Annotated in this window: 20 protein-coding genes and 2 tRNA genes; 11 read left to right on the top strand and 11 right to left on the bottom strand. The window is 67.4% G+C overall.

Annotation, left to right across the window (positions count from 1 at the left end):
- The first annotated feature begins 47 nt into the window (after positions 1-47).
- The 3 genes from LRH25_RS13320 to LRH25_RS13310 all read left to right on the top strand — a co-directional run bounded on the left by LRH25_RS13320 (position 48) and on the right by LRH25_RS13310 (position 4,283).
- Positions 48-1,025 carry an NADPH:quinone oxidoreductase family protein gene (locus tag LRH25_RS13320; protein ID WP_141287692.1) on the top strand — a complete coding sequence of 326 codons (978 nt, stop codon included), beginning with the start codon at positions 48-50 and terminating at the stop codon, positions 1,023-1,025.
- A gap of 124 nt (positions 1,026-1,149) precedes the next feature.
- Positions 1,150-1,905: a LuxR C-terminal-related transcriptional regulator gene (locus LRH25_RS13315; RefSeq protein WP_141287693.1), complete on the top strand. Its 756-nt coding sequence runs from the start codon at positions 1,150-1,152 to the stop codon at positions 1,903-1,905.
- Between the two features lie 71 nt (positions 1,906-1,976).
- The gene (locus tag LRH25_RS13310) at positions 1,977-4,283 is read left to right on the top strand and encodes a sensor histidine kinase (protein ID WP_141287694.1); all 2,307 of its coding nucleotides are present in this window, start codon (positions 1,977-1,979) and stop codon (positions 4,281-4,283) included.
- Between the two features lie 173 nt (positions 4,284-4,456).
- Here the strand turns inward: LRH25_RS13310 and LRH25_RS13305 are convergent.
- From LRH25_RS13305 to uvrC, 8 genes are all read right to left on the bottom strand, one after another.
- Positions 4,457-4,532: transfer RNA gene (locus tag LRH25_RS13305), tRNA-His, on the bottom strand.
- 59 nt (positions 4,533-4,591) lie between these two features.
- On the bottom strand, positions 4,592-6,505 hold the full coding sequence (locus tag LRH25_RS13300; RefSeq protein WP_141287695.1) for a SurA N-terminal domain-containing protein: 1,914 nt from the start codon (positions 6,503-6,505) through the stop codon (positions 4,592-4,594).
- A gap of 127 nt (positions 6,506-6,632) precedes the next feature.
- Positions 6,633-6,708 (bottom strand) — tRNA-Val (locus tag LRH25_RS13295).
- A gap of 18 nt (positions 6,709-6,726) precedes the next feature.
- Positions 6,727-6,999: an HU family DNA-binding protein gene (locus LRH25_RS13290; RefSeq protein WP_141287698.1), complete on the bottom strand. Its 273-nt coding sequence runs from the start codon at positions 6,997-6,999 to the stop codon at positions 6,727-6,729.
- A gap of 349 nt (positions 7,000-7,348) precedes the next feature.
- A complete protein-coding gene (locus LRH25_RS13285) occupies positions 7,349-8,206 on the bottom strand; it encodes a DMT family transporter (RefSeq protein WP_231011352.1) in 858 nt (285 codons plus the stop codon).
- Positions 8,207-8,294: 88 nt separating this feature from the next.
- Complete coding sequence (gene pgsA, locus LRH25_RS13280; RefSeq protein WP_141288119.1) at positions 8,295-8,861, bottom strand: CDP-diacylglycerol--glycerol-3-phosphate 3-phosphatidyltransferase; 567 nt, start codon at positions 8,859-8,861, stop codon at positions 8,295-8,297.
- 59 nt (positions 8,862-8,920) lie between these two features.
- Positions 8,921-9,541 (bottom strand): hypothetical protein, encoded by a 621-nt coding sequence (locus tag LRH25_RS13275; protein WP_231011351.1) that lies wholly within the window; start codon positions 9,539-9,541, stop codon positions 8,921-8,923.
- Positions 9,528-11,615: an excinuclease ABC subunit UvrC gene (gene uvrC, locus LRH25_RS13270; RefSeq protein WP_141288118.1), complete on the bottom strand. Its 2,088-nt coding sequence runs from the start codon at positions 11,613-11,615 to the stop codon at positions 9,528-9,530. Before uvrC ends, LRH25_RS13275 begins: the two co-directional genes overlap by 14 nt.
- Positions 11,616-11,692: 77 nt before the next feature.
- Between uvrC and earP the strand changes: the two genes are divergently transcribed.
- The 5 genes from earP (at position 11,693) to mnmC (ending at position 17,587) form a co-directional block, all read left to right on the top strand.
- On the top strand, positions 11,693-12,781 hold the full coding sequence (gene earP, locus LRH25_RS13265) for an elongation factor P maturation arginine rhamnosyltransferase EarP (protein ID WP_141288117.1): 1,089 nt from the start codon (positions 11,693-11,695) through the stop codon (positions 12,779-12,781).
- A gap of 210 nt (positions 12,782-12,991) precedes the next feature.
- Positions 12,992-13,546 (top strand): elongation factor P, encoded by a 555-nt coding sequence (efp, locus tag LRH25_RS13260; RefSeq protein WP_141288116.1) that lies wholly within the window; start codon positions 12,992-12,994, stop codon positions 13,544-13,546.
- 88 nt (positions 13,547-13,634) lie between these two features.
- Positions 13,635-14,513 (top strand): glycosyltransferase family 2 protein, encoded by an 879-nt coding sequence (locus LRH25_RS13255; protein ID WP_141288115.1) that lies wholly within the window; start codon positions 13,635-13,637, stop codon positions 14,511-14,513.
- Positions 14,514-14,591: 78 nt separating this feature from the next.
- Positions 14,592-15,566, top strand: a complete 975-nt coding sequence (locus LRH25_RS13250; protein WP_141288114.1) for a heme-dependent oxidative N-demethylase subunit alpha family protein — start codon at positions 14,592-14,594, stop codon at positions 15,564-15,566.
- Complete coding sequence (gene mnmC, locus LRH25_RS13245) at positions 15,563-17,587, top strand: bifunctional tRNA (5-methylaminomethyl-2-thiouridine)(34)-methyltransferase MnmC2/FAD-dependent 5-carboxymethylaminomethyl-2-thiouridine(34) oxidoreductase MnmC1 (RefSeq protein WP_231011350.1); 2,025 nt, start codon at positions 15,563-15,565, stop codon at positions 17,585-17,587. Before LRH25_RS13250 ends, mnmC begins: the two co-directional genes overlap by 4 nt.
- Positions 17,588-17,616: 29 nt before the next feature.
- On the opposite strand, the gene LRH25_RS13240 is transcribed toward mnmC, so the two are convergent.
- Both LRH25_RS13240 and rpiA read right to left on the bottom strand, forming a co-directional pair.
- The gene (locus LRH25_RS13240) at positions 17,617-17,811 is read right to left on the bottom strand and encodes a hypothetical protein (RefSeq protein ID WP_141290799.1); all 195 of its coding nucleotides are present in this window, start codon (positions 17,809-17,811) and stop codon (positions 17,617-17,619) included.
- Positions 17,812-17,948: 137 nt separating this feature from the next.
- Complete coding sequence (gene rpiA, locus LRH25_RS13235; RefSeq protein WP_141290797.1) at positions 17,949-18,611, bottom strand: ribose-5-phosphate isomerase RpiA; 663 nt, start codon at positions 18,609-18,611, stop codon at positions 17,949-17,951.
- A gap of 179 nt (positions 18,612-18,790) precedes the next feature.
- Between rpiA and LRH25_RS13230 the strand changes: the two genes are divergently transcribed.
- Positions 18,791-19,831, top strand: coding sequence for a quinone-dependent dihydroorotate dehydrogenase (locus tag LRH25_RS13230; protein WP_231011346.1), 1,041 nt, complete (start codon positions 18,791-18,793; stop codon positions 19,829-19,831).
- 94 nt (positions 19,832-19,925) lie between these two features.
- On the opposite strand, the gene orn is transcribed toward LRH25_RS13230, so the two are convergent.
- On the bottom strand, positions 19,926-20,486 hold the full coding sequence (orn, locus tag LRH25_RS13225) for an oligoribonuclease (protein ID WP_141287525.1): 561 nt from the start codon (positions 20,484-20,486) through the stop codon (positions 19,926-19,928).
- Positions 20,487-20,541: 55 nt separating this feature from the next.
- On the opposite strand from orn, the gene LRH25_RS13220 reads away from it, so the two are divergent.
- Positions 20,542-21,819: a M48 family metallopeptidase gene (locus tag LRH25_RS13220; RefSeq protein ID WP_141287526.1), complete on the top strand. Its 1,278-nt coding sequence runs from the start codon at positions 20,542-20,544 to the stop codon at positions 21,817-21,819.
- On the top strand, positions 21,816-22,757 hold the full coding sequence (rsgA, locus tag LRH25_RS13215) for a ribosome small subunit-dependent GTPase A (protein WP_141287527.1): 942 nt from the start codon (positions 21,816-21,818) through the stop codon (positions 22,755-22,757). Before LRH25_RS13220 ends, rsgA begins: the two co-directional genes overlap by 4 nt.

Genomic DNA, 22,757 nt, shown 5'->3' with positions numbered 1-22,757 from the left:
TCCGCAGACCTGCCCGAGCCATCACATTCATCCACTGGAGACACGACATGCATGCCTGGCTTTGCGAAACCACCGACGGTCCCGAGGCCCTGGTCTGGAAGGAAACCCCCACGCCCGAGCCCGGCGAAGGCGAGGTGCGCATCGCGGTGAAGGCCGCCAGCCTGAACTTCCCGGACATCCTGATCACCCAGGGCAAGTACCAGTTCAAGCCGCCGCTGCCCTTTGTGCCGGGCGCCGAATACGCTGGCATCGTGGACAAGGTCGGCCCCGGTGTCAGCCACTTGCAGCCCGGCATGCCGGTCGCGGCGATTGCCGGCACTGGCGGCTTCGGCACCCACGCGTGCGTGAAGGCTGCCCAGGTGCTGCCGCTGCCGCCCGGCTTCAAGCTGGAAGACGCGGCGGCCTTTGCATTCACCTACGGCACCTCGCACCACGCGCTGATCGACCGCGGCGCGCTGCAGGCCGGCGAAACTGTGCTGGTGCTGGGCGCTGCGGGCGGCGTGGGCACGGCAGCCATCCAGATCGCCAAGGCCGCTGGTGCGCGCGTGATCGCCGCCGCGTCCACCGACGAGAAGTGCGAAACATGCCGAGCACTGGGCGCCGACGCCACCATCAACTACGGCCGCGAGAAGCTGCGCGATGCGCTGGCCGCGCTGACCGGCGGCAAGGGCCCGGACCTGGTCTACGACCCGATTGGCGGCGACCTGGCCGAGCAGGCCTTTCGCTCCATTGCCTGGCGCGGCCGCTACCTGGTGATCGGCTTTGCCGCCGGCGGCATTCCGGCGCTGCCGTTCAACCTGCCGCTGCTCAAGGGTGCCTCGGTGGTCGGCGTGTTCTGGGGCGACTTCGTCAAGCGCGAACCCGGCAACAGCGCGCGTGCGCTGGCCGAGCTGAGCCAGTGGTATGCCGAAGGCAAGGTCAAGCCGGTGATCGACGAGTTGCTGCCGATCTCCGAACTGCCGCGGGCCTACCGCCGCATGGCCGGCCGCGAAGTGCGTGGCAAGCTGGTGATGACGCTGGATTGACGCCCCGACCGCGGCATTGTTCCGCCCTGGTCTCCGCTTGCAGCCCCCACAATCGAGGGCAAGTGCCACCACTGCGCCTGCTAGCATGCGCAGTGGTATTTGGAGTCATCAGGGAGATTCGTTCATGTCAGTCAAGGTGTTGATCCTCGAAGACAACCCGGTGGCACGCGACTTCCTGTCGCGTGTGCTGCGGGAAAGCTTCAGCGATCCGATCTCGATCACCGAGGCCGGCGATCTGGAAACCGCGCGCGCGCAGATCGCGCTGACCGGTCCGCAAGGCCTGCACGGAGCCGATCCGTTCAAGCTGATGCTGGTGGACCTCGAGTTGCCCGACGGCAATGGCCTGGAGCTGCTGGCCGAGCTCACCAACTACCCGGCGACCAAGGTCGTCACCACGCTGTATTCCGACGACGAGCATCTCTTCCCGGCGCTGCAGTGCGGGGCCGACGGCTACCTGCTGAAGGAAGACCGCTTCGAGGTGCTGGTCGAAGAGTTGCGCAAGATCGTGCTGGGCCAGCCACCGCTGTCGCCGGCGATTGCCCGCCGGCTGCTGACCCACTTCCGCTTCAGCGGCACGCCAGTGGACCCGCAGGCCCCCGCGCCGCTGACCACGCCGATGAACCCGCCAGTCAACGCGCCGGCTGCCAGCAGCAAGCCGCCGGTGCCGATCGAGCGACCGGTGGAAATGCCACACCTCACGCCGCGCGAGATCGAGGTCCTGACCTACCTGAGCAAGGGCTTCACGATCAAAGAGATCGCGAACCTGATGGGCATCAAGTGGTTCACGGTGAACGACCACATCAAGTCGATCTACCGCAAGCTGAACGTCTCCAGCCGCGCAGAAGCCGCCGTGCTGGCGAGCAAGCAAGGCCTGGTATGACGCAGCGGCGAGCCGGCAGCCCCGCCTCGCCCTTCCTGCCGCCCCATCTGGGGTTGCCCACCCTCTGACCCTTGTACGGCCTGGCCGCCGTGGTGCTGGCACCGCAAGGCAACGCCGGCCCCACCGCGATGAACACGACGAACTGGTCCGACTCGCTGGGTCCCTCCTCGGTCCTGCCCCCGCTGGAGCTTGAGCGACCGCCGGCTGACAACGGTGGCCCGGGCCGGACCCAGCGCATCGCGTGGCGGCGACAGGCGCTGCTGCTGGCTGCCGTGATCGGCTGCCTGACGGTCTTCATGCTGGCACGCGCGATGGCCAACAACCCGCACATCGCTGCCGAGTGGCGCACGACGGCCAGCGGCCACCTGGAGCTCGCCGACACGCCGCTGCTCTCGCTCAAGCCCTTTGTCGGCCGCGAACTGGACGCAGTGGTATCGCCGGACGGGGAAGTGCTGCCGTTCGGCGTGCTGACCATCTCGCATTCGGCCCGCTGGATCACCGATGACGCCGTGCGGCGCGACCTGGTGAAGGTGCGGCTGGCCACGGCGCAATCGCTGGAAGCGGGCCAGGTCACGCTGCGCTTTCGTGATGGCGCACAGGTCGAACTCAAGCCACGCCCACGTGGCTACGGCAGCCTGGGCGCGATGTTCTGGCTGATGAGCGCTTTTGCGATGGTGCTGTTCCTGGTCGGCTGGATCGTGCCGCTGGTGCAACCGCAGTTGCGCAACCTGCTGTACGCGGTGATGGCGCATGCGCAGGCCGCGCAGCTGCTGCTGGCTGCCGTCGCCTCGGTGCCGGCGCTGGCGCTGCCGTCGCTGATGGTGCTGCGTGAATCCAGTGTGCACGCGGTGCTGGAGGCCGTCACTGGCGCCGCCATCGTGCATGCCGCGTCCCTGCATCCGGCCCGGCTGAAAGGCCGCTGGCTGATCGCCGCGGCCGCCTGGGCCGCCACGCTGGCCTACGCCCTGCCCTCGCTGTCCGGCACGCTGACGCACGACTGGTGGTGGGGCCAATCGCTGCTGCTGAGCGACGGGCTGGTGTGCATCGCGCTGCTGAGCTGGTCCCACCGCAACGAGCCGCATCCATTTGCGGTGGTCATGCGCCGCTTCTGCGTGGTCACCGTGGCCACGCTGGCGCTGCTGACGCTGGCCGTCTCGATGCGCCCGCACCTGCCACCGGAAGTGCAGCCGGTGGCTTCGGTCGGGCCGGTGATCTGGGGCGTGTTCTTCGCCTCGGTGGTGCTGCTGGTGCCCTTCATCTCGCGCTCGCAGAACGTGATGCGTGAGTTCGCGATGCTGGCCGGCATCAGCACCATTGCCACCTCGGTGGACCTGCTGTTTGTCGCAGTCTTCTCGTTCAGCCAGTTCACCTCGCTGACGCTGTCGCTGTTCCTCGCGCTGGGCGCGTACGCGGCCATCCGCCAGTGGCTGGTAAGCCAGATGATGGGCGCGCGCGCCTTGACCACCGAGCGCATGTTCCAGCACCTGTACCGCATTGCGCGCGAGGTGGAGGCGCGGCCAGAGCGCGCGGCAGACCGCATGATCGAGCTGCTGCGCAATGTCTTCGAACCACTGGAAACCCACCGCAGTGCCGGCCGCGCACAGCAAAGCCGGATTGCCGGCAACGGCGCCGTGCTGCAGGTGCCGCTGCCCAACCTGACCGACAACCCGACAGTGGATGGCATGGTCTCGCTGCGCTTTGCCGAGCGCGGCAAGCGCCTGTTCACGCAGGAAGACGCGCGCCTGGCCGACCGCGTGCTGGAACAGCTGATGCGCGCGCTGGCACACGACCGTGCGGTCGAGCGCGGCCGCAGCGAAGAGCGCACCCGCATCGCGCAAGACCTGCACGACGACATTGGCGCCCGCCTGCTGACGCTGATGTACAAGTCGCAGAGCAAGGAAATGGAAGAGTACGTGCGGCACACGCTGCAGGACTTGAAGACCCTGACCCGCGGCCTTGCCGCCAAGCACCACCCGCTGGCACTGGCCGCTGCCGAGTGGAAGACCGACATCACGACCCGGCTGGAAGCCGTGCGCTGCGAACTGGAATGGCATGCCCACTTCGACCAGGAAGTGACGCTGAGCATGATCCAGTGGTCCTCGCTGACCCGCATCCTGCGCGAACTGGTCAGCAACGTGATCTCGCACTCCAAGGCCTCGCACGTGCGCATCGAGTGCCGGCTGCACAACGGCCGCTTCAGCTTCGAGCTGGCCGATGACGGCGTGGGCCGCGAACCGGCCAAATGGTCCCACGGCCTGGGCCTGGGCGGCATTCGCAAGCGCGTGAAGCTGTTGAACGGCACCGTGCGCTGGCAGGAGCGCGACCCGGTGGGCACGTTGTGCAGCGTAGACATCCCACAACTCGTCCGACCCGATTAGTTGGGACACCCGGCTTCGCGGGTACGCGAAGCCACCCGCCGAGCGGGTTACGCAGGCCGCTTGGGAGCGGCCCGGCGCTGGCCTGCGTTTTGGGGCACCCGCCCTCGCGGGGATGCAAAGCCACAAAGCAAAACGGCGACAAGAACTGAATCTTGTCGCCGTTTCTCATTGGGTGGGGTGGCTAATGGGACTCGAACCCACGACAACCAGAATCACAATCTGGGACTCTACCAACTGAGCTATAGCCACCACCGGAAGCCTATGATTATAGCCATCAATCTAGCCCCTTGGCAGAGGCCAGCGGCGAATTAATTTGCCTCGGCGGCGGAAGCCGCGGGCTCCGGGGCCTTGAGCTTGATGTCGACCTTGTAGCGGCGCTTCAGTGCCTCGTAGTAGGCCGCCGTCTCGGCGCTGGCCAGGGCCCGGGCCACGGCGGGCTGGGCGCTGGCGACATCGGCGTCGCCTGCAATGCGCGGCAAGCTCTTGAGCACCTTCAGCACCGCGAAACCCTGGGCGCCCAGGTCCACGCCCACAACGGCAGGTGCCTTGCTCAGGTCAGCCGCCAGCGCTGCGTCCACCACCTGGCGCGGCAGGCCCTGGTCCTTGGCGCGCGAGACGGTCACGGCTTGCGGCAAGGCCTCGGCCGGGTTCTGCTTCAGCGCAGCCACGCGGGCTTCGCCCTCCTTGCGGGCCGCCGCGGCGGCCTGCTCGGCCTGCACCTGCTTCAGCACGTCGTCATGCACCTCCGCCAAGGGGCGCAGGTGCTCGGGCTGGTATTCGGTGACGCGGGCCGCGACCATCTGGCTGGGGCCGGTTTCAATCGCCTGGGTGTTGCGCTTGTTCTTCAGCACTTCGTTGCCGAACACCGCATCCAGCAGCTTGGCCGAGGCCAGCGGGCCAGCGGCATTCGGCACCGGCTGGCGCCGGACCGAGGCGTTGAGCTTGGTCAGCTTGAGCTTGTCGACGACAGGCTGCAGCGAGTCGCTCTGGTCTTCGACGGTGTTGGAGAACTCTTCGGCTGCGGCCGCATAGTTCTTCTGCGCCGCCTGCTTGCTCACCTCGTCCACGATCTCGGCGCGCACGCTGTCGAAAGGCTTGACCTGCCCACCGCGCACATCGGTCAGCTTGATGATGTGAAAGCCGTAGTCGGACTCGACCACCTTGCTCAGCTCGTCCTTCTTCATCGCGAAGGCGGCATCTTCAAACGGCTTGGTCATCGCGCCACGGCCGAAGAAATCCAGGTCGCCGCCCTTCTCTGCAGAGCCGGGGTCGGCCGAGTTCTTCTTGGCCAGTTCGGCAAAACGCTCAGGCTGCTTGCTCAGCTCAGCCAGCAGGCCCTCGGCTTTTTCCTTGGCCTTGGCGCGCTCGGCGGCCGGCGCATCCTTGGCAGCCGCGATCAGGATGTGGCTGGCGCGGCGCTCTTCCGGTGCGGTGTAGCGCAAGGCCTTGTTCTGCTCATAGTAGGTCTTCAGGTCTTCCTCGCTGACCTGGACCTGCTTCTGCAGTTGCGCCAGGTCCAGCACCACATACTCGATCTTGGCGACCTCCGGCGAATGGAACTGGCTGCCATGCGCCTTGTAGAAGGCCTCGATCTCGGCATCGGTGGGTTTGACCTTGTCCATGTAGGCGCCGGCCTCGAAGCGCTGCAGCTGCACCTCGCGCTGGTCCAGCAAGGCGTTCACATTGGCGCTCAGCAAGGCCTTGCCGGTAACGGCAGACTCGTTCACGCCGGCCAACACCTGGCGCATCGCATATTGCTGGCGCACACGTTCCTGGAACTGGGTCGCGGTCATGCCTTGCGCCGCGAGGAATTCCTTGTTCAGGGAACCGTCGGGCTTGCGCAGCATCGCGAACTGCGGGTCTGCCACGAACAGCTGCTGCAGCCGCAGGTCGGAAACCCCCAGGTTCTGCTTGGCGACTGCCGTCTCCATGACGCGCTCGCGCACCAACTCGTCCAGCGTCTGGCGCTTCATCTCGGGCGTGTCGAACAACTTCACGTCGATGTTGGGCATGCGCTCGCGCATCTGCTCGATCTGCTGGCGGTGCGCGGCATCGAGCTCGCTCTGCTTGATGGCACGGCCGTCCACCTTGGCCACCGTGGCGGCGGCGTCGCTGGTGAAGCTGGAGTAGCCCTGCAATCCGAAGAAGACGAAGGACGGAAAAATCAGCAACACCAGCAGGCCTTGCAGCAGGCGGTTGTGCGAACGGACGAAATCGAACATGTGACTTGTGCCTTGGTGGAATACGGCGCTCGCCGGAAACAACAAAGGCGAACCGTTGAGTTCGCCTTTTGTTCCTGGCTGCGCACGTCGCGCGGGATTCTAATCAATGCCCGGCGGGGCGCTGCGGTGGTGGGTGCTGAGGGGCTCGAACCCCCGACCTACGCCGTGTAAAGGCGCCGCTCTACCAACTGAGCTAAGCACCCGCAGCTTCAACAAATTCTTCAGTTCAACGCGTCTTTCAGGCCCTTGCCTGGACGGAACTTCGGCACCTTGGCCGCCTTGATCTTGATTGGCTCACTCGTACGCGGATTGCGGCCGGTGCGGGCAGCGCGCTTTGTCACCGCGAAGGTGCCAAACCCAACGATCGACACGCTGCCACCTTTTTTCAAGGTGGTCTTCACCCCACCGATCATCGCCTCCAGCGCGCGCGTGGCGGCTGCCTTGGAGATGTCGGCCTGCAGGGCGATGTGCTCGATCATTTCAGACTTGTTCACGAAAGTACCCCCTCTCTCAATGGTGCAGCAACGACGCCGGACAACAATCGGTTTCATGCTGCCCCACCGGCTCAGCGGCTGGGCTGCAGGCGCCGTGCTTGCGCTGCTCCTGTCACCAGTGCTTCCGCTGCCAAGACAGGCCAGAACCTGACCAGACCCGGTTGCTGCAGGCCATGCAGACCAGAGAAGAAAGGGGCGAGACGAGAGAGAAAAAGCCTTGGGGAAAAACCGCTGTCCGGGCAAAAAATCATTACAGCGTCCACCCGTGGCGGTGTCAAGCGCGGATGCGGATTCTATGCGTAAACACCCGTTCTCCAGAGGACGATGCCAGCCGGCCTTCGTCAAGCCTTCAGGGCTGCCGCACGACCAGCGCCACGCCCAGCGCCGTCAGCACCATGCCGGCCAGCATGTCGGCACTCAGCGGCTCGCCAAACAGCAGCGCGGCCATCAAGGCCGTGCAAGGCGGCACCAGGTACATCAGGCTGGTGACCTGCGTCGCCGCACCGCGCTGTATCAGCAGGTAGAGCAAGGAACTGCCGCCCAGCGTCAGCACGCCAACCGACCAGGCCATGGACGCCACCAACGGCCAGCCCCAGTCCATGACCTCGGGCTCCAGCAGCGCCAGCGGCAAGGTGACGAGGAAAGCAGCGCCCATCTGCACCAGTCCCGCGCTGCGCACGTCGCAAGCCGCCACATGGGCTTTTTGATACAAGGTGCCCACGGTGATGCCGGCCAGCGCCAGCAGCGCGAGCGCCAGGTTGGCCGCGTGCAGTTCACCGGCGCCCAGCTTGTGGCGTACCACCAGGAACAGCCCCAGCAGCCCCAAGCCCAGGCCCAGCCATTGCCTGCGCGCAGCACCTGGGCTTCGCGCCGGCCCCGCAGCGCTGCGCGAGGCCAGCCACAGCGCCGTCAACACCGGCTGCAGGCCGACCAGCAGCGCAATCGTGCCAGCGCCCATGCCCAGCTTGACGGCCGACCAGACGCCGCCGAGGTAGCCCGCCTGCATCAGCAAGCCGGTCACCGCCAGGTGACCCCACTGCGCCCGCCCCTGCGGCCAGTTGGCACCCGAAACGCTGACCCAGATGCCAAAGGCCAGCACCGACAAGGCGTAGCGCCAGGCCAGGAAGCTCAGCGGCGGCGAGTGCGGCATGCCAAAGCGCGCGACGATGAAGCCGGTGCTCCAGATCAGCACGAAGACCCAGGGCATCGCCGCAATCAGGCGAGTGTTCGCAGAAGGTGCGGGAGAGGGCGTGAGGCGCATGCGGAAAGAGCGCCAACGCTGGCGCCCTGCAGGCTCAACGGGCCTTGGCCCGGATCTCCGGCAATGCCTTCTGCAGGTAGTACACCATGGACCAGATCGTCAGCACACAGGCCACCAGGATCAGCACCGTGCCCCAGATGCGCGTGGGCAGCAGGCCGAAGAGTTCGCCGTCATAGAGCAGGAACGGGATGGCGATCATCTGCACCGTCGTCTTCAGCTTGCCCAGCATGTGCACCGCGACGCTGCGCGAAGCGCCAATCTGCGCCATCCACTCGCGCAAGGCAGAAATGGCGATCTCGCGGCCGATGATGACCAGTGCGATCAGCGCATGCACGCGGCCGAGTTCGACCAGCACCAGCAAGGCCGCGCAGACCAGGAACTTGTCGGCCACTGGATCCAGGAAGGCGCCAAACGACGAACTCTGGTTCAGCCTGCGCGCCAGGTAGCCGTCCAGCCAGTCGGTCAGCGCGCACACGATGAACATCACCGTGGCCAGCAGGTTGCGCGTGGGCGCCTCCCACGGCAGGTAGAACACACCGACGATCAGCGGAATGGCCACGATGCGGGCCCATGTCAACAACGTCGGTATCGTGAAAAACATCTGTCGATTCTGCCTGCATTTGGTGCCTGCCGCGGGCGACACACCTCAATCTCGGGATGTCACTGATCCAGCGTGCGCGGCTTGAACTGGCGGTCTTCGTTGAACAGGAAGACTTCGGTGAACTTCCATGGCTTGGGCAGCTTGTGCACGTCGCCATAGGGTGCTGCCTTGTACACCGCATCCATCGCGATCTTCACCGTGTCCCTGGCCTGGCTGGGCTGGCGCAGGACATTGATGTGGACCACCTGGCCATCGGCCTTCAACTCGATCTCCAACACCGGAATGGCCAGCAAGGGTTCGGGCACCGCCCCGTGGTAGATGCGCTCCGGGTTGGCTTCGACCAGCCTGCGCGCGGCCCGCTCGCGGTATTCGTCCCAGTTCCGGGCTGGCGGCAGCGGCACGGAGGGCGAAGCGTTGCCCGCCACCGGCGCGTCCACCGCCTTGCCGCTCCTGGTGGCCTCGGCTGCCTCGGTGCTGGGCACAGGGGCGGGCAGTAGCGTGGTGCAACCGGTCAGCACGCCTGGCAAGCTGGTGACCAGGCCGGCCATCATCGTGACGCTGATGGTGGTGGCCCAGCCGCCGCGCCACGCGCCGGGACTGATGCGCCAGGCCCCGGGATCGGCAACATCGGCCGTGTCGCCAGGCATCTCGTCGTCGTCTTGCGGCTCAATGCAATGCACGGTAGATCTCCTCCGCCAAATCCCTCGAAATGCCTTCGACCGTGACCAGATCGTCGACGCCGGCCTGGGCCACGCCGCGCACCCCGCCAAAGCGCTGCAGCAGCTTCGCACGCTTTTTCGGCCCCACGCCTGGAATGTCTTCCAGCTTGCTGCCGCCGGTCCGAACGCTGGCACGCTTGGCCCGCATGCCGGTGATGGCGAAGCGGTGCGCCTCGTCGCGGATCTGCGCCACCAGCATCAGCGCAGCCGAGTCCGGCGCCAGCGTCAGCTTCTCGCGCCCGTCGGCAAACACCAGCTCTTCCAGCCCAACCTTGCGGCCCTCGCCTTTTTCCACGCCAGCGATCAGCGACAGGTCCAGCCCCAGCGACTGGAAGACCTCGCGTGCCATCGCCACCTGGCCGCGGCCACCGTCCACCAGCACCAGGTCCGGCAGCCGCGTCTTGGCGTCCGGCGGCAGCGGGCCTTCGGCCACCAGCGCGGCCAGCTTCTCGTAGCGGCGCGTCAGCACCTGGCGCATTGCGGCGTAGTCGTCGCCGCCGGTGATGCCTTCGATGTTGAAGCGTCGGTAAAGGCTGTTCTGCATCTTGTGGTCCTCGTAGACCACGCAGGAGGCCTGCGTGGCCTCGCCGGCCGTGTGGCTGATGTCGAAACACTCGACCCGGAACAGCTCCAGGTTGTCGACCGCCAGGTCCAGCGCGTCGACCAACGCCCGCGTGCGTTCGCGCTGCGAGCCCTCTTCGGCCAACAACCGCGCCAGCGCCAGTTCGCCGCCCTTGATCGCCATGTCCAGCCAGATGCGGCGCTGCTCGCGCGGCTGGTGCAGCGCATTGAGCTTGATGCCCGCCTGCGTGCTCAGCGCCTGCAGCAGCGTGCGCTGCACCGGGTGGCTGAGCACCAGCAGCGGCGGCGGCGCAGTGCCCAGGTAGTGCTGCGCCATGAAGGCCTGCAGCACCTGCTGCTCGGCCGTCAGCAATTCCAACGGCTCCACCGGCGCGCTACCTGCCTCGGTATCGTCCGCCGCCGCCTCGACGACTTCCGCCGTGGCCTCGTCGGCCGCCAGCGCGATGGCCTCTTCCACATGCGTCGGGAAAAACGCACGGTCGCCCAGGTGCCGGCCGCCGCGCACCATGGCCAGGTTCACGCAGGCCCGGCCGCCGGCCACCTTGACGGCCAGGATGTCCACGTCCTTGCCGGTGCTGGACAGGCTGCTTTCGTCGACCGACTGCTGGTGCTGCACCTTGGCCAGCGCGGCAATGCGGTTGCGCAACTCGGCCGCGCGTTCGAATTCCAGCATCTCGGCGTGAGCCATCATCTGCGACTGCAGTTCGTCCACCACCTGCTGCTGCTCGCCCAGCAGGAAACGCTCGGCGTCGCGCACGTCGCGGGCATAGTCCTCGTTCGAAACCAGGCCCACGCAAGGCCCGGAGCAGCGCCGGATCTGGTACAGCAGGCAGGGCCGCGAGCGGTTGTTGAAGACCGTGTCTTCGCAGGTGCGCAGCCGGAAGACCTTCTGGATCAGCTGGATGGTCTCCTTGACCGCCCAGGCACTGGGATAAGGGCCGAAATAGCGGTGTTTGCGGTCCACCGCGCCGCGGTAATACGCGACACGCGGGAAGCGCTGCGCCTGCGGCACCAGCCCGCTGTCCGGCCCTCGGGCACCGGTGATCTTCAGGTACGGGTAGCTCTTGTCGTCCCGGAACAGGATGTTGAACTTCGGGTTCAACGCCTTGATCAGGTTGTTTTCCAGCAGCAGCGCCTCGGCCTCGCTGCGCACCACCGTGGTCTCCATGCGCACGATGCGCGAGACCATCAGCCCGATGCGTGTGCCGCCATGGTCCTTCTGGAAATACGAGGACACGCGGCGCTTCAGGTCGCGTGCCTTGCCCACATACAGCACGCCGCCGTGGGCGTCGAAATAGCGGTACACGCCGGGCAAGCCAGGCAGCGCCGCCACTTCGAGCAGCAAGCGGGCGCGCTGCTCCGCTGCATCGACGGGAGATGGCGGCGCTGGCAGCGCGACTGGTGGCAGATCGGCTGCGCCTGGAACGGAAGGGTCGGAATCCTGGGACGTCATGGGTGGCGAAGGCTAGGCTGCGCATTGTGCCGTTCACTGCGTGGTGGACCTGGCAGGCCCTGCCGATAATGCGCCGCATGCCGCGATGGGATTGGGACCTGCTCTGCCGCGTGATCGACAACCATGGCGACCTGGGGGTGTGCTGGCGGCTGGCGCGCGACCTGGTCGCCCGCGGCCACCACGTGCGGCTGTGGCTGGACGACGAACGCGCACTGCGCTGGATGGCACCCGACGGTCCGCCGCCCGGCTTGCAGGTCCTGCCCTGGCCGACGGGTGAGCACCTGCCGGCACTGTTCGACGGCTCGCCGGGCGATGTCGTCGTCGAAGCCTTCGGCTGCGACCCGCCGCCTGCCTTGAAAGACCGCATCGCCCAGGCCGCGGCCGCTGGCCGGGCGCCCGTCTGGATCAACCTCGAATACCTCAGCGCCGAAGCCTATGTCGAGCGCTCGCACCGGCTGCGCTCACCGCAGCGCCTGGCTGATGACCTGTGGCTGGACAAATGGTTTTTCTACCCGGGCTTCACCGCGGCGACCGGTGGGCTGCTGCGTGAACCCGGCCTGGACGCCGAGCAGGCACGATTCGACGCCGCAACCTGGCTGGCCGCACACGGCATTGCGCCGCGACCGGATGAGCGCCTGGTCAGCCTGTTCTGCTACGAGAACCCGCAACTGCAGCCCTTGCTCACCCGCCTGGCCGAACAGCCCACGCTGCTGCTGACGGCGCCCGGCCCCGCGACCGAAGGCTGCGATGGCCTGGTGCTGCCGGCCAACCTGCGCTGGCAGCCCCTGCCCTGGCTCAGCCAGCCCGAATACGACCGGCTGCTGTGGGCCGGCGACCTGAACCTGGTGCGCGGCGAAGATTCCTTCGTGCGCGCCCAATGGGCCGGCCGGCCCTTCCTGTGGCAGATCTACCCGCAGGACGACGGCGTGCATGCCGGCAAGCTGGCCGCCTTCCTGGACCAGCATCTGGCTGCAGCGCCCGAAGCGCTGGCCACCCAGGTGCGGCAGGCCATGTGGGCCTGGAACGGTCTGGCGCCGGCAGGGCCTTTTCCTGCACTCCCAACACTGCCGGACTGGCAGGCAGGAGTGCTGCATTGGCGTGCACATTTGTTCGGCCAGCCCCCTCTTGTCGAGCAGCTGCTCGATTTCGTCGCCGGAAAGCGTTAAAATTCAAGGCTTTGCGGAAATCAGCCCGGCGGCCTGGATTTCCGACAACCCTAACTCTCACGCGGCGCCGCAGGCCCTGCGATGCCCTGTGGATCGGGAATGGCTGGCAAGCTTCAGACGCTTCAGCACCCCGGCTTTGCAGGCATGGCGCGCACCCGATGCATTTGGGTGCCCTGTGCAGCGTGGCGCCGCCCTTACTGGAATATCACCATGAAACTCGCTCAGGAAATCCGCGCCGGCAACGTCATCATGCAGGGCAAGGACCCGATGGTCGTGCTCAAGACTGAATACAGCCGCGGTGGCCGCGGTGCTGCCACCGTGCGCATCAAGATGAAGAGCCTGCTCAGCGGCTTCGGCGCTGAAACCGTCTTCAAGGCCGACGACAAGATGGACCAGATCGTCCTCGACAAGAAGGACTGCACCTACTCCTACTTCGCCGAGCCGATGTACGTCTTCATGGACGACGAGTACAACCAGTTCGAAGTCGAAGCCGAGAACATGGGCGACGCGATCTCGTACCTGGAAGACGGCATGACCGTCGAAGTGGTGTTCTACGACGGCAAGGCCATCTCGGTCGAAATGCCCACCAGCGTGGTGCGCGAGATCGAAACCGAGCCGGCCGTCAAGGGCGACACTTCGGGCAAGGTCATGAAGCCGGCCAAGATCGTCGGCACCGGTTTCGAGATCGCCGTGCCGCTGTTCGTGGAAAACGGCGACAAGATCGAAATCGACACCCGCACCCACGAATACCGCAAGCGCGTCTGATCCTCTTTCGGATTCAACGGCATCATCAGGGCACCTTCGGGTGCCCTTTGTCTTGGTGCCCCCGCTTCTAGCCTTCTCGCTGTCACCCATGAACGCTGCGAACCGCGCGAGTTGCACCCTGTGCCTGATCGCGAAAAACGAAGGGCGCTACCTGCTCGAATGGGTGGCCTATCACCGGCTGCTGGGCTTTGACCGGATCGTCATCTACGACAACGACAGCGATGACGACACCGCAGCGCTGCTCGCACCGCTGCAGCAGCACGGCCTGCTGGAAAGGCGCCTGTGGTCGCTGGGTGCCACTGAATCGCCGCAGACCACCGCCTATGCAGATGCGCTGTCCCGGTCCGAAACCGACTGGATGCTGTTCATCGATGCCGATGAGTTCCTGGTGCTGCATCAGCACGAAACCGTGGCTGAATTCCTTGCCGATCACCATGCCGACCTGGGCATAGGCGTGGTCGTCGTCAACTGGCGGCTGTTCGGTGACAACGGTCTCGCGATCTACGACCCCCGCCCGGTGACTGAACGCTTCCAGATGGCCGCGGCCGACGATTTCCCGGTCCAGCACCATGTGAAAAGCTTTGTGCGCGTGGCGGCCGCGCTGCCGCCCGCGCAGATCCACCTGTGGCGCACGCGAGGCCGGGTGGTGCATGCCTCCGGGCTGCCGATGGAGACGATGGAGATGCCGGGGCGTTCGCGGCGCATCGAATTTTCGGTGGCCCAGCTGAACCACTACTACGGCAAGACGCTGGAGGAATACCAGCACAAGGCCGCGCGCGGCCGTGGCGGCATCGGCCAGAACAAGCCGGAGATCAAGTACCACTACGCCGAAAACAAGTTCCGCGCGCACAACCAGAACCGCCAGCGCGAGCTCAGCCTGCAACGCCGCCAGCCCTTGCTGCAACAGGAGATCGCGCGTCTGGCACAGCTGGTGCAGGCAGGCACTGACAAAACGCCGCAAACCTGAGCCACCAACCGCCGAGCCGGATCCCCGCGATCATGCCGGCGCCTTCTCGGGTGCTTTTTCTTGTCCAACCCGTTGCCCATGGCCTTCGATTTCGATCACGCCGTCACCGCCCCGTTTCGCATGCAACCCGGCCTGCGCCGCCTAGCGCCCGGCGCGCGGCAGTTCAGCCCCAACCGCTCCGGCACGCATCACCTGGCGGCCAAGCTGCGCGTGCTGAGCAGCACGCCGTTGGCAGCATTGATGCAGATCGAGGGCTTCGATTCCGGCCCGGCGCTGGCAGCCGTGGTGGCGCAGCTCGCCGCGGAGCATCCGGACGCGTTCACGGCGCTGCCAGACGGTGGACTTCAGGCGCGCTGGCTGGGTGTGGCGGTGAATGGCCAGGGGGATTTGCTGCCGCCGACAGACACGTCGTCGCCTGAAGTCCACCCGTGCCTGCAAGCCTTGTCTGCTGAATGGCGCCTGGCCGGGCTGCTTGCACTGGCACTGGAAGAAGACCTGGCCATCGTCGACGGCAGCTGCGCCGCCCTGCCCTGGCTGGCCGTGGCCCTGCCTTCGCACTGGGCGCCGGCCGACAAGCTGGGCAGGCACTTCGCCGAGGTGCATGCGCCGGTGGCTGACAACCGGGTGCTGGTGGCCGCCGGCGAGCACCTGCTGCGCATGGTCTGCGGTCCGGAGCGTTGGGAGCGTTTCGTCTGGAACATCACGCCGCACGCCCTGCTGGACCAGCACCCCGGCCGCCTGGTCGCAGCGCAGGCCGCAGGCGAGACGCCCGCCGGCTGGCCCGAGCACGCAGATGCAGACCAACTCGCCGCCATGGCCTGGTTCCGCACCGAACGCCAGACCTTCCTGCCACTGCCCGACTTGCAGCAAGCCGTGTTCACCATCCACGTGCAGACCCATCCGCTCTGCGAAGCGGTGGCCGATCCCCGCAAAGCTGCGCTGCTGCGCGCTGCCATCGCGACCATGAGCCCTGCCGTGCTGGCCTACCGCGGGCTGGCGAGTGCCCAGGCCCGCCTGCTGGCCTTCTGCGACAAGCAAGCCGCCGAGCCGTGAAGACCGAGCCACTGCAGCAGGCGCACATCGTCTTCAACGACCCTGCACACCCGGGCCAGGCCTACGCGCCCGACTTCGGCGACGCCTACCATGCGCGCCTTGGCGCCTGGCAGCAGGCGCGCCATGTCTTCCTGGCAGGCAACGACCTGCCGGCGCGCTGGCAGCGCCGCACGCGCTTCGTGATCCTCGAAACCGGCTTCGGCCTGGGCAACAACTTCCTCGCCACCTGGGCCGCGTGGCGCGAAGATCCGGCGCGCTGCGACCAGCTGGTCTTCCTCTCGGTCGAGAAACACCCGGCCCGGCGCGAAGACCTGGCCCAGGCGCACGCCGCCTGCCCGCAGCCCGCACTGGCCGCCGAACTGCTGGCCCAATGGCCACCCGCCACGCCGGACATGCACACGCTGAGCTTCGAGCAAGGCCGGGTGCAACTGCTGCTGGCCCTGGGCGACGTGGCGACCTGGATGTCCGAATGGGTGGCGCTGGTCGATGCGTTCTACCTCGACGGCTTTTCGCCCGCCAACAACCCCGCGATGTGGGAGCCGGCGCTGTGGCGTCAGTGCAGCCGCCTGGGCACGGCCGACACCACGCTCGCCACCTGGACCTGGGCTCGCCCGGTTCGCGACGGCCTGTCCGCCGCCGGCTTCGTGCCGGAACGGCGCCCCGGTTTCGGCACCAAGCGCGACATGCTGAGCGCGCGCCGTCGCCCACTGCCAGATGCGCCTGCGCGCCTGCTCGCACCACCGCCTGGCCGCCGCGGCGCCGCGCTGCCCCCGCGCAGCGCGCGGCCCGCCCAGGCGCTGGTCATCGGCGCCGGCCTGGCCGGTGCTTCGGCTGCAGCGGCGCTGGCACGTCAAGGCCTGCAGGTGACCGTGCTGGAGCGCCAGCCCGCACCCGCCAGCGAAACCTCGGGCAACGCAGCCGGGCTGTTCCACGGTGTGCTGCATCCGCAAGATGGCGCGCATGCGCAGTTGCTGCGTGCCGCGGCCCTGCGTGCCACCCAGGTGCTGGCGCCGCTGGTCGCCAGCGGCCAGTTGCCTGGCCAGGCGGACGGCCTGCTGCGCACCGGCAGCGACGAACAAGACCTGCCCGCGATGCTCGCCATGGCCGAGCACCAGGGCCTGCCTGCCGCGTACGTGCAGGCGCTGTCGACAGCGCAGGCGTCCGCGCTGGCGCAGCTGGCCTTGCCGGGACCGGGTTGGTGGTATCCCGGCGGCGGCTGGGTGGACCCGGCCGCACTGGTGCGGCACTGGCTGGCCACGCCTGGCGTGACGCTGCGCACCGGCCAGGCCGTTGCCCGGCTCAGCCGGCAGGATGCCCGTTGGCACGCGCAGGACATGCCAGGCCAGAGCCTGGCCGAGGCCGATGTGGTGGTGCTGGCTGGCGCGGCAGATGCGCTGCCACTGCTGGCGCCGTGGACCGATCACACGAGCTGGACCTTGAACCGCCGCCGCGGCCAGGTCACGCAGCTGGACCGCCAGCAGGCTGCTGCACTGGGCCTTGCAGCGCCAGCCCATCCGGTGGCCAGCGGTGCGTATTTGCTGGACCTCGGGCCGAACGGCCTGCTGTGCGGCGCCACCAACCAGCTGAGCGACGACGCAGACCGTGACGCCTCACCGCGTGCGGTGGATCATCTGGCGAACCTGGCCCAGCTGGACCGACTTTTGGGCCGCGAAGCGTCGGACACGGAAGTGGCCATGCGCGAACAGATGGCGCCGACGCTGGGAGGTCGCGTGGGTTGGCGGCTGACTGCGGATGACCGCATGCCTGTGACCGGTCCGGTGCCGCTGCCAGCCGAGCTGCTCGTCGGCCATCGCCGGCTGGAGCAACCCCGGCAGGTGCCCCGGGTGCCGGGGCTTTACCTGCTGACCGCGCTGGGTTCGCGCGGCATCACCTTGTCGCCGCTGCTGGGCGAGGTGCTGGCTGCGTGGATCACCGGCGCACCGGTGCCACTGTCGTCCAGCCTGCTGGATGCGATAGACCCGGCGCGCTTCGTGGCGCGGGCCGCAAGGCGCGGCGGCTGAAGGCAGAGCGAGTCGCCCTGCCTGGCTGTTCAAGCGGCGGGTGAGCCACCTTCCGCGGCGGGTGCGCCGCCTTCTGCGGGTCCACCCTCGGCGCCGGCCTCCGCCTCGCCGTCTTCAGGTTCCGGCGGCAGCCCCAGGGCCTTGCGCTGGGCTTTCTCTTCCTTCTTGCGCTTCTTCGCAAGTTCACGTTGGCGCTTTTCGTAGGAATAGTTCGGAGTGGCCATCAGTGAATCCTTTGATCTGAGAAAAACGCCCGCACGGTGGGATCGTGCGAACGGTGTCGGCCCGACGATACACCCACGGCCTGAAAACGCCGGAATGCACGGGCCCTGCAAGCCCGGGTTTGCTGGGCCGAAGACGTTCAGAACTGCAGCGTGCGCACACCTTCTGGCGTGCCCAGCAGGCAGACTGCGGCCTTGTGGCGCGCGAAGATGCCCACGGTCACGACGCCCGGCCACAGCGTGGCCTCGGCTTCCATCGCCAGCGGCTCGCGGATCTGCAGGCCGCGCACGTCCAGGATCAGGTTGCCGTTGTCGGTCAACACACCTTCGCGCACCGTCGCCTGCCCGCCGTAGGCCTTGGCAAAGCGGCGAGCGACCTGGGCGGCGGCCATCGGAATGACCTCGACCGGCAGCGGGAAGCGTCCCAGCACGTCAACCAGCTTGGATGCGTCGGCGATGCAGATGAAGCGCTCGGCCAGGTCGGCCACGATCTTCTCGCGCGTCAGCGCCGCACCGCCACCCTTGATCATGTTGCCTTGCGGGTCGATTTCGTCCGCACCGTCGATGTAGACCGGCAGCGATTCGACCTCGCTGGCTTCCAGCACCGGGATGCCATGCGCCAGCAGCCGCTCGGTGCTCTTGACCGAGCTGGACACCGCGCCGCGGATCTGGTCCTTCATCGTCGCCAGCGCGTCGATGAAACAGTTCACGGTGGAGCCGGTGCCCACCCCAACGATGCTGCCAGGCACCACATAGGCCAAAGCGGCCTGGCCAACCAGGGCCTTCAATTCGTCTTGCGTCATAGGCGCGATTATCGCCGCCACCTCCAGGCAAGCCCCGAGGCGCGAGGAACCGCAGGGCCGCCCCAAGGTTCCTTGACCCCCACGGGGGGCGGGCTGGGCGCAGCCCGGCCCTGGGGGCGCCAAGAACACACCGTCTGAGACAATCGCGGCCCCGTTCACCGCATTGCCCGCCCTCGTCCATGGCCCTGATTCCCTACGCCCTGACCCGCCCGTTCCTGTTCGGCCTGGATCCGGAGTGCGCCCACGAACTGACGCTGGACAGCATTGCCAGGCTGCAGCACACCCCCGCGCGGCTGGCCTGGTCACAGCGCCGAGTGGCGGACCCGGTGACGGTTGCCGGGCTGCGCTTCCCGAACCGGCTGGGCCTGGCCGCAGGGCTGGACAAGAACGGCCGCTGCATCGATGGTTTTGGCGCAATGGGCTTCGGCTTCATCGAGGTCGGCACGGTGACGCCCAAGGCGCAGCCGGGCAACCCCAAGCCGCGCATGTTCCGCCTGCCCGAGCAGCAGGCGCTGATCAATCGGCTGGGCTTCAACAACGACGGCCTGGATGCCTTCATTGCCAATGTGCGCCGCGCCCACAGCTTCCGCGCCAGCGGCGGCGTGCTGGGCCTGAACATCGGCAAGAACGCCAGCACGCCGATCGAAAACGCGATCGACGACTACCTGATCGGCCTGGCCGGCGTCTACCCGCATGCCGACTACGTCACCGTCAACATCTCCAGCCCGAACACCAAGAACTTGCGTGCGCTGCAGAGCGACGAAGCGCTGGACGGCCTGCTGGGCGCGCTGGTGGCGCGCCAGGCCGAACTGGCCACGCAGCATGGCCGGCGCGTGCCGGTGTTCCTGAAGATCGCGCCGGACCTGGACGAAACGCAGATCCGCGTGATTGCCGCGACGCTGAAGAAGCACGGCATGGACGGCGTGATCGCCACCAACACCACGCTGAGCCGCGACGCGGTCAAGGGCCTGCGCCACGCCGAGGAAACCGGTGGCCTTTCGGGCACGCCGGTGCGCGAGATGAGCAACCAGGTGATCCGCGCGCTGCGCAGCGAACTCGGCGCCGGCTTCCCCATCATCGGCGCCGGCGGCGTGATGAGCGGCGAGGACGCCCGCGCCAAGCTGGCCGCCGGTGCCGACCTGGTGCAGGTCTACACCGGCTTCATCTACGCCGGCCCGCCGCTGGTGACCGAGGCGGCCAGCGCGATGGCCCGCGGCTGAACGCGGCCGTCAGCGGGGCCAGCGCCGGGCCGCTCCCAAGCGGCCCCGCCACCCGCTCGGCGGGTGGCTTCGGTTACTCACGAAGCCGGGTGCCTCAGACCGCGAGGAGGTGGGTGCGGTAGTGGATGAGTTCGTCGATGGACTCGTTGATGTCCGCCAGTGCGGTGTGCGCCTGGGCCTTCTTGAAGCCTTCCATCGCCGCCGGCTTCCAGCGCCGGGCCAGTTCCTTCAGCGTGCTGACGTCCAGGTTGCGGTAGTGGAAAAAGGCTTCCAGGCCGCGCATGTAGTTGGCGAGAAAACGCCGGTCCTGGCAGATCGAGTTGCCGCACATCGGGCTCTTGCCTGCCGGAACGTAGGCGGCCAGGAATTCGATCACGCGGGCCTCGGCCTCGGCTTCGCTGATGGTCGAGGCCTTGACCCGGTCGATCAGCCCGCTGCGGCCATGCGTGCCCTTGTTCCAGGCGTCCATGCCGTCCAGCACCGCGTCGCTCTGATGGACTGCGAAGACCGGGCCTTCGATGCGCACGGTGAGTTGCGGATCGGTCACGACAACCGCGATCTCGATGATGCGGTCCGACTCGGGCTTCAGGCCCGTCATTTCCAGGTCGATCCAGATCAGGTTCTGGTCGTTCTTGCTCAGCGTGTCGGTGCTCATGGGATTCCTTGATACGGGGCGGCTGCCATTGTCCGACAACATACACTTCGCCCCCATGCAAGCCGCCGTCGTTTCCCTGGCCTTTTGTGCCGCCCTGCTCGCTTCGCTGGGCGTCAAGTTCTGGCTCGCCACGCGCCAGATGCGCCATGTGCACCAGCACCGCGACGCGGTGCCGGTGCCGTTTGACGCGGTGATCCCGTTGCCGGCGCACCAGAAGGCAGCCGACTACACCGTCGCCCGCAACCGCTTCAGCCTGCTGACCGAGGCCTTCGGCGTGCTCACGCTGCTGGGCTGGACGCTGCTCGGCGGGCTGGACCTGCTGAACGGCTTCCTGCGCGACTGGATCGCGCCGCACTGGGGCGGCATGGCCTACCAGCTGGCCTTGTTTGCCGGCTTCGGGCTGATCAGCGGGCTGCTGGACCTGCCCTTCGAGTGGTATCGCACCTTCCGCCTGGAGCAGCGCTTCGGTTTCAACCGCATCACGCCTGGGCTGTTCCTGGCCGACATGCTGAAGAGCACGCTGCTGGGCGCCGTGATCGGCCTGCCGCTGCTGGCTGCCGTGCTGTGGGTGATGGCCGCCACCGGGACTTGGTGGTGGCTGTGGGCCTGGGGGCTGATGGTGGGCTTCATGCTGCTGATGCAGGTGCTGTACCCGACCGTCATCGCGCCCATCTTCAACAAATTCAAGCCACTGGCCGACAACGAGCTGGCCGAGCGCGTGCAGGCGCTGATGCAGCGCTGCGGATTCCAGTCGCGCGGCCTGTTCGTGATGGACGGCAGCCGCCGCTCGGCGCATGGCAACGCGTATTTCGCCGGCATGGGCCGCGCCAAGCGGGTGGTCTTCTTCGACACGCTGCTGGAGCGCCTGCAGCCGGCCGAGGTGGAAGCCGTGCTGGCCCATGAGCTGGGCCATTTCCACCACCGCCATGTGCGCAACCGCATGTGGACCGTGATCGCGATGAGCGGGCTGGGCATGGCCGCGCTGGGCTGGCTGGCTGGCCAGGCCGGTTTCTACCAGGGCCTGGGCGTCACGCCCAACCTGGTCGACGCCCAGGCGGCGCCCAACAACGCACTGGCGCTGCTGCTGTTCATGCTGGCCACGCCGCCGCTGATGTTCTTCGTCGCCCCGCTGATGGCGCATTCCTCGCGCAAGGACGAGTTCCAGGCCGATGCCTATGCCTGCCAGCAGGCCAGCGGCCGCCAGCTGTCGTCCGCGCTGCTGAAGCTCTACGAGGACAACGCCTCGACGCTGACGCCAGACCCGATCTACGCTCGCTTCTACTACTCGCATCCACCCGCCTCCGAGCGCCTGGCTGCGCTGGCGCGCACATGAAGCCCGCGGGCAGCAAGGCCAAGGCGGCGGCGACAGGCGACACCGCGCTGGTGGTCGGCGCGCACGGGCGCCACGTGGTAATCGAAACCCCTTCGGGCGAGCGCATGCTGGCCCATGCACGCGGCAAAAAGTCCGCCTGTGTGGTGGGTGACCGGGTGCAGTGGCAGCCCGCGGGCGACGAAGCGGTGGTCGAGGCGCTGGTGCCGCGGCGCAACCTGCTGATGCGCCAGGACGAATGGCGCAGCAAGTCCTTCGCGGCCAACCTGGACCAGTTGCTGGTCGTGCTGTCGGGCGAGCCGATGTTCAGCGAATCGCAGCTCACGCGCGCGCTGATCGCCACCGAAGACGCCGGCATTTCCGCCACGCTGCTGCTCAACAAGATCGACCTGCCGACCGCAGCGCTGGCCCGCGAACGCCTGCTGCCGTACAAGGCCATGGGTTTCACGGTGCTGGAGACGGCGCTCACCACGCAGCCTGAAGCCTCCATCGCGCTGCTCACGCCGGCCCTGGGCGGCAAGACCACGCTGGTGCTGGGCGCCAGCGGCATGGGCAAGAGCACCTTGATCAACCTGATGTTGCCGCTGGCGCAGGCCCAGGTCGGCGAGATTTCGCAGGCGCTGAATGCCGGCCGCCACACGACGACGACGACGACCTGGTACTGGCTGGACGCAGACGACCGCACGAACGGCGGCGCGCTGCTGGATTCGCCCGGTTTCCAGGAATTCGGCCTGATGCACATCACGCCCCAGCGCCTGCCTGAGCTGATGCCAGACCTGCGCAAGCACCTGGGCGAGTGCCGCTTCTACAACTGCACCCACCTGCACGAACCGGGCTGCGGTGTGCGCAGCGCGGTGGAGCGCGGCGAGATCAGCCCGTCACGCTACCGGCTGTACGAAGGCCTGTGGGCCGAGTTGTCGGAAGGTCAGCAAAAGGGCTGA

The organism is Ideonella azotifigens, assembly GCF_021043325.1.
Taxonomy (GTDB): domain Bacteria; phylum Pseudomonadota; class Gammaproteobacteria; order Burkholderiales; family Burkholderiaceae_C; genus Ideonella; species Ideonella azotifigens.
This window is presented reverse-complemented; position numbering and strand designations above follow the sequence as displayed.